General features: G+C 57.4%; 5 protein-coding genes. 4 read left to right on the plus strand and 1 reads right to left on the minus strand.

Annotated features, from left to right (window positions below; translation table 11 throughout):
* Positions 1-7: 7 nt before the first annotated feature.
* The 4 genes from bioA (at position 8) to DXY16_RS01275 (ending at position 6,711) form a co-directional block, all read left to right on the plus strand.
* Positions 8-1,276: an adenosylmethionine--8-amino-7-oxononanoate transaminase gene (gene bioA, locus DXY16_RS01260; protein WP_115118737.1), complete on the plus strand. Its 1,269-nt coding sequence runs from the start codon at positions 8-10 to the stop codon at positions 1,274-1,276.
* A gap of 80 nt (positions 1,277-1,356) precedes the next feature.
* A complete protein-coding gene (locus tag DXY16_RS01265) occupies positions 1,357-2,490 on the plus strand; it encodes an efflux RND transporter periplasmic adaptor subunit (protein WP_371410847.1) in 1,134 nt (377 codons plus the stop codon).
* 5 nt (positions 2,491-2,495) lie between these two features.
* On the plus strand, positions 2,496-5,774 hold the full coding sequence (locus DXY16_RS01270) for an efflux RND transporter permease subunit (RefSeq protein ID WP_115118739.1): 3,279 nt from the start codon (positions 2,496-2,498) through the stop codon (positions 5,772-5,774).
* Positions 5,764-6,711, plus strand: a complete 948-nt coding sequence (locus tag DXY16_RS01275; RefSeq protein WP_115118741.1) for an alpha/beta fold hydrolase — start codon at positions 5,764-5,766, stop codon at positions 6,709-6,711. The genes DXY16_RS01270 and DXY16_RS01275 overlap by 11 nt, the downstream gene beginning before the upstream one ends.
* Positions 6,712-6,759: 48 nt before the next feature.
* On the opposite strand, the gene DXY16_RS01280 is transcribed toward DXY16_RS01275, so the two are convergent.
* Positions 6,760-6,921 (minus strand): sigma factor-like helix-turn-helix DNA-binding protein (locus DXY16_RS01280; RefSeq protein WP_305791102.1); only part of this gene is annotated, 162 nt, incomplete at its 5' end.

A 6,921-nucleotide genomic window follows, 5' to 3' on the forward strand; every position in this document is an offset into this window, starting at 1 on the left:
TGCCTGGATGCCCTGGCACCCGCACCTCTGGCACCCCACCACCCAGGTCGCCCTGCATCCTGAGCCCCTTCGGGTCAGCGGCGCCGACGGCTGTGTGCTGCAACTGGACGATGGACGCAGTCTGATTGATGCGATCAGCAGCTGGTGGGTCACGCTGCACGGCCACAGCGAACCATCGATCGCAGCGGCCGTCGGCCTTCAGGCCCAGGTGATGGAGCAGGTGATCTTCGCCAACTTCAGCCACGAACCTGCCGAGCAACTCGCCACCCGATTGGCAGCCCTTAGCGGCCTGGACCGTCTCTTCTTTTCAGACAACGGATCCACTGCCGTGGAAGTGGCACTGAAAATGGCCTGGCAATGGTGGCGAAACCAAGGCAGTGACCGCCGCCGTCTCGTGGCTTTCGAAGGGGCATATCACGGCGACACCTTCGGAGCCATGGCCGTTGGGGACCGCTCGGTATTTACCGAGGCCTATGACGAACTGCTGTTTGATGTGGCCCGCATTAGCTGGCCCCATACCCACTGGGGAGACAGCGACATTGAAACGCGGGAAACCCAAGCCCTCAACGAGCTGGACGACGCCCTGGCGGTTCCCACTGCTGGCGTGATTCTGGAGCCGCTGATCCAAGGCGCCTCTGGGATGCGCATGGTTCGGCCTGAATTTTTAAGGGCTGTAGAGGCACGCGTGCGGGACCGGGGCACACTGCTGATCGCCGATGAAGTGATGACGGGCTTCGGACGTACAGGCAGCCTGTTTGCGTCCCAACGCGCGGGAATTCAGCCGGATCTGATGGCCCTCTCCAAAGGCCTCACCGGCGGCTTCCTGCCCATGGGCGGCACCCTTGCGAGCGAGCGGATCTTTGCCGGTTTTATCAGCGAAGAACCACTGAAAACCTTCTTCCATGGCCACAGCTTCACCGCCAACCCACTTGGCTGTGCGGCTGCACTCGCCAGCCTCGACCTGCTGGAACAACACCCCGAGCGCTTCCTCCACTTTGAAGGCCGACACAGACCCCATCTAGAAGCACTCACAGCCCACAGCATGGTGAAACAAGTCCGCTGTCTCGGCACCATGGCCGCATTCGAGCTCGACTGCGGTAGCACCAACTATCTCAATCCTGTGGGCCGCCAGCTGCAGCGTCTTTGCCTTGAAGATGGCGTCTACATCAGGCCCCTTGGCAACGTGGTGTACCTTCTGCCACCGCTCTGCATCAGCGACAAACAACTGCAGAACTGCTACTCCGCCATCGGCGATGGCATCACCAAGCTCTCCTGAGCCTGGTGGGACTGGGTGAGGTGACCTTAACCAAAAAGACTGGAAGCCAAAACCCCACCTAGGGTCTGAAAAAACCAGTGATGATGCATCGCCAAATCCCGGTCTTGGCCCTGCTGCCATCCGTGATCGTGCTTGCGAGCTGCAGTCATCACCAGCACGACAAAACCCTCCTGTCGGTCAATACCGCCCGGATCAGAACGGCCACATTCCAACCAAGACTTCAGGCCATCAGCCTGCTGGAATCCACCAGCAACGTGGCACTCAAACCGGAAAGTGAAGGCCGCGTGGTGAAGATCGTGGCCCGCGAAGGCCAGCGCGTCAAAGCCGGTGAAACGATCCTGGTGCTGGACAACGTGCAGCAAAGTGCATCCCTCAACGCCTCCAAAGCCCAGGCCCGCACCGACCGGCTAAATGCGGAGCGCTACGAGTTCCTTTACCAGCAAGGTGCCGCCTCCGCCAAACAACGGGATCGCTACGTCACCCAGGCAATCGCCTCACGGGATCAGGCCCTCGCCGATGAAGCCACACTCGGATACAAATATGTGCGATCACCCATCGATGGAATCGTCGGCGATCTCGACACCGTGAAGCTTGGCGATTACGTCAGAACTGGCCAGTCCATCACAGGCATCGTCGACAACACCATGCTCTGGACGCTGATGCAAATTCCGGCATCACAGGCCGATGCTGTCAAAACTGGCCAGACCGTGAAGGTGGCGTCCCAAACCGATCCCCCCGTGAAAGGGAGCGGTGAGGTGACCTTTATCTCCCCCTACTTCGGTCTTCCCGGCAGCAAGAACGCACCTAACACGGTGATGGTGAAAGCCACCTTTCCTAACCTCACCGGACGGCTGAAAACAGGCCAGTACGTCAAGAGCGAAATCATTACTGGCGAACAACAACAACTGGCGGTGCCGGTGCAGGCCGTGATGATGCAGGCCCAGCAGCCTTTTGTGTATCGGCTGGTTCCCCTTAAAAAAGCATTGCCGGCGATCAAAGCCTCCGCGCATGCCTCCAAGCAAGCGCTGACAACGCTGGAGCGGCTGCCTGGAGACACACCGATCGTGATCCAGACCAAGGTTGAACTGGGGGATCTGCAAGACAACCTCTATCCCGTGACGTCGGGTCTTCAGTCCGGGGATCAAGTAGCAGTGAGCAACACCAGCCGACTGCGCAGTGGCATGCCGGTGAAGGTCAGCAAGGGAAGGAACTGAGCGCAATGTCCTTCTCTGACAACTTCATCAAGCGCCCAGTCCTGACAACGGTCTGCAGCATTCTGATTGTGCTGATTGGCGTCATCGCGATCCCCACCCTGCCGATCGCCAACCTGCCGAATATCGCCAATCCTCTGATCCAAGTCACTGCGGTGTACGGCGGAGCGAATGCCGAAGTCACCGAGCAAGCCGTCACCAATCCTCTGGAGCAGCAGATCAACGGCGTGCCTGGGGTCAATTACATCTCGTCGAACAGCGACATGACGGGCAGCAGCACGATCAATGTCTATTTCGACCAGACAACTGATATCGACATTGACCAGGTGAATGTGCAGAACAGGGTTTCCCTGGCCCAGCCACAGCTGCCTAAGCAGGTGGCTGCTACCGGAGTCTCGGTCAAACAGAGCAACCCCTCCATTCTGCTTGCCTATGAGATCAGCTCAACCGAAGGGCAATTTGATGCTGCTTACTTAAACGGACTCGTGTATGAGCAGCTTTACTACCCCCTCTCACGGGTAGAGGGTGTTGCCACGGTCACCGTTTTCGGAGGAGCCAATCCTGCGTACTGGCTCTTTGTCGATCCCGAGAAGCTTGCCGCTAATCAGCTCACTGCCGAGGACGTTCTCAACGCAGTCAAGTCCCAAAATAGTGTCGCCGTTGGAGGCCTTGTTGGCGGTCCTCCAGCATCAGGCGAGCAGGCTTATACCTACCCAATTTTAGTTGAAAACAATGGCAATCTCATCTCGATCGAAGACTTCAACAACCTGATCGTCAACCGCTCTCCTGCAGGGAACTTGCTCAAACTCCAGGATGTTGGCGAGGTGCGCTATGGAACCAACACGTTCTCAGTTCAAGGAATTGACAAAAACGGCCACGAAGCCCTCACCCTTGCGGTTTATCAAACACCATCCAGCAATGCCCTCGATGTCTCCAATGCGGTGGTGGAAAAACTCAACAATTTCAATTCCATTGTGCCTCCTGGAGTCACCGTCGATCAGATTTATGACATCGGTCAATTCATCGAAGCCTCCGTTGATGGGGTGATCGATGCCCTCGGCCTGGCGATCGTGCTGGTGCTGGTGATTCTATTTCTCTTCCTCCAAAATTGGCGGGCCACTGTGGTTCCCAGCCTGGCGATCCCGATTTCTTTAGTGGGTAGCTTTGCATTCCTGAAGGTCTTCGGTTTTTCAATTAACCAACTCACTCTCCTAGGCCTGGTTCTGGCCACAGGCCTTGTGGTTGATGACGCGATCGTGGTGATTGAAGCCGTATCCACCAACATCGAGAAAGGCATGAAACCTCGCGAAGCAGCCTTGGCCTGCATGGGTGAATTGTTCGGCGCCCTGCTGGCAACAGCCCTTGTACTGATGGCAGTTTTCGTGCCAGTGGCCTTCTATCCCGGCGGCATCGGAATTATCTACAAGCAGTTTGCGCTCACGATTGCCTTCTCGATTGCGATTTCAGCCTTCAATGCCCTGACCTTCTCGCCAATGCTCTCAGGCCTGATTCTGCCAAAACAGAAGCCACCCGAACCAAGAGGTCGCAGTTGGATCGTGGTTGGAGTGATTGTGGGCCTCGCCTTTGGACACTTCAGTGCCGCCGCTTTTGGCAGTTGGACCTATCTCGCCGGTGTCGCTGTGGGTGCCATCGCGGGTGCCAATCTGCCTCAGATCTTCCGTGCCTTCAATCAAGGCTTCGACTGGCTACAACAAGCCTATGGGAGCTTGCTGAACAAGCTGATTGCCCTGCGAAGACTCATCCTTATTAGTCTAGCAACAGGAATCGTTCTTACCTGCTTTTCGTTTGCCGCTCTACCAACAGCCTTCATTCCCGATGAAGACCAGGGCTATGGACTCGGTATCTTCCAACTGCAAAATGGCGCCTCCTTGGTTGAAACCAAGAAGCTTGGCGCTCAGATCGCCAAGGTCCTAAGCGAAGAAGAGGACGTGGACAACGCCTCAATCATCAACGGCTCCGGCTTCAATGGCTCCAGCCCCGATCAAGGCATCTTCTTCTTCGGCCTCAAACCTTTGGAAGAGCGCAAAGGAGCCACGCATAGTTCAAAGGCAATCGTGAATCGGCTCAATGCGAAGTTGATCGAGCTCAGCGATGGACTGGCTGCAGCATCAGGGCCTCCTGCAGTTCCAGGTTTCTCCTCCCAAGGTGGTTTCTATTTCCAATTCAATGATCTCAGCAATGGTGCTTACAGCTTCAACGATCTGTCTGATCTATCAGGCCAACTGATTAAAGAAGCAACGGCAAGCGGCGATTTCTCCAGCATCTATAGCCAGTTCAATCCCAGTTCACCGGCCATTGGCCTCAAGGTGAATCGGGACGTGATGGGAGCTCTCAACATCGACTATCAAGAGGCGATGAACAATGTTGCGGCACTGGCAGGAAGCAACTACTCAGGTTTGACATACGAGAGCGGCCAGGTTCGCAACATCTATCTCCAAGGAAGTCCAGACCAGCGCCAAAACATCGAAGACATCCTTAGCTTCTATGTACGCAATCGCGATGGCGAACTGGTACAGGTCTCCCAGTTCGCCGAAGCAAACCTGAGCAGCGCCCCACCGGTGATCAGTCATTACAACCTGAACCGCACTGTTCTGATCCAGGGCGTACAGGCCATTGGCAAGAGCAGCGGTCAGGCTCTCAGCAAGATCCAACAATTGTTCAAGGCTCAGAACTACACGAACATCGGTTCGGCCTTCACCGGCCTTGCCGCACTGCAACTCTCTGCCGGGAATGCAAGTGTGCTGGTGTTCGGGCTCGGTGTGCTCATCGTCTACCTCGTTCTTTCAGCCCAGTACGAGAGCTACATCACACCGGTGATCATCCTGGCCACCGTGCCTTTGGCCATGCTCGGGGCACTGGCTTTCCTTGCTGTTCGTTCCATTGATCTGAACATCTACGCCCAGGTCGGTCTCGTGACCCTGATCGGTCTGGCCGCCAAGAACGGCATCCTGATCGTGGAGGTCGCTGAGCAGAAGCTGGCTCAGGGCAAGAGCATTACCGAAGCCGCCGTTGAATCAGCCGAATCCAGGTTGCGACCGATCCTGATGACCGCCATCGCTGCCCTGGCAGGCTTCCTACCCCTGGTGGTGGCCAACGGTGCAGGTGCGAACAGTCAGCAGTCCCTGGGCACAGTGATCTTCGGCGGCCTCGTGGTGGCGACGGTTCTCTCTCTTGGGGTGGTGCCACCTTTCTATGTAACGGTCAAGGACCTGGAAGCTCGCTGGTTCGGCCCCAAACCGATCAACAGCCTGAACGATGCAAGCTGATCAGATCTGGCACTGGCAAGGACCCCAGCACCAACTGCTTGAAGTGGGTTGGTGCTGCCAGGAGTCAAGTCAGCACAGTGGTCCGGCCTTGGTTCTGATCCATGGCTTCGGGGCCAACACCAACCACTGGCGTCACACCATCCCGGCTCTCAGCCGCCATGCCACCATCTACGCCCTCGACCTGATTGGATTCGGCAGCAGTAGCCAGCCGCGAGCCCTGCTCCAGAACGATGATGAGGTCGTCCATCAAGACGGAGCTCTGCGCTACAGCTTCGATCTCTGGGGCGAACAAGTCGCCGACTTCTGCCGTGAGGTGGTGCAGCAACCAGTGGTACTCGTGGGCAATTCGATCGGGGGCGTGGTGGCACTTCGTGCCAGCCAACTGCTGAAGGCGACCCCCGGCAATAGTCCCTGCCGGAGCGTGGTGCTCATCGACTGTGCTCAACGGCTGATGGATGACAAACAACTCGCCACCCAGCCGGCCTGGATGGCGTGGATCCGACCGCTGCTGAAAACGCTCGTGGCGCAGCGATGGTTGAGCTCAGCCCTCTTCCGCAATGCCGCCCGGCCTGGAGTGATTGAACGGGTGCTTCGTCAGGCGTACCCAAGCGGCGGCAATCGGGACGACGCCCTTGTGGAGCTGCTCTACAGACCAACGCAACGACAAGGTGCGGCCGAAGCCTTCCGAGGTTTCATCAACCTCTTCGACGATCACCTGGCTCCCGATTTGCTCAAGACACTGACCGTACCGGTGGATCTGATCTGGGGAGAACATGATCCCTGGGAGCCCCTCAGCGAAGCCCAGAACTGGGCAGAGCGCTTCCCGGTAGTACGCAGCCTGCATGTGATCGCCACAGCAGGACATTGCCCCCATGACGAGTGCCCTGAACAGGTCAATACCCTGCTACTGGAGTGCCTCCACAAGGCTTCAGACTGATCAGCGCAGAACCGCACTGATCAGCCAACATCAGCAAACAACCCTGCTTCAGCAAGCCACGTAGGCCTCCACTTGGTGGCTAAGGCGACGGAGACAGGCCAAACCATCGCGTTCAAGATTGCGAACCCTGTCTCGGCTAATGCCGATGATGCGGCCGATGCCGGTGAGGCTCATCGGGTCCTCCCCCGTCATCCCATAGCGCATCCGCAA

The sequence above is a fragment of the Synechococcus sp. UW105 genome (genome assembly GCF_900473935.1).
GTDB lineage: Bacteria > Cyanobacteriota > Cyanobacteriia > PCC-6307 > Cyanobiaceae > Synechococcus_C.

Bases quoted from the DNA above. Each gene is read 5' to 3' on its own strand.
- bioA (WP_115118737.1), top strand. From the start codon at position 8: ATGCCCTGGCACCCGCACCTCTGGCACCCCACCACCCAGGTCGCCCTG.
- DXY16_RS01265 (WP_371410847.1), top strand. From the start codon at position 1,357: ATGATGCATCGCCAAATCCCGGTCTTGGCCCTGCTGCCATCCGTGATC.
- DXY16_RS01270 (WP_115118739.1), top strand. From the start codon at position 2,496: ATGTCCTTCTCTGACAACTTCATCAAGCGCCCAGTCCTGACAACGGTC.
- DXY16_RS01275 (WP_115118741.1), top strand. From the start codon at position 5,764: ATGCAAGCTGATCAGATCTGGCACTGGCAAGGACCCCAGCACCAACTG.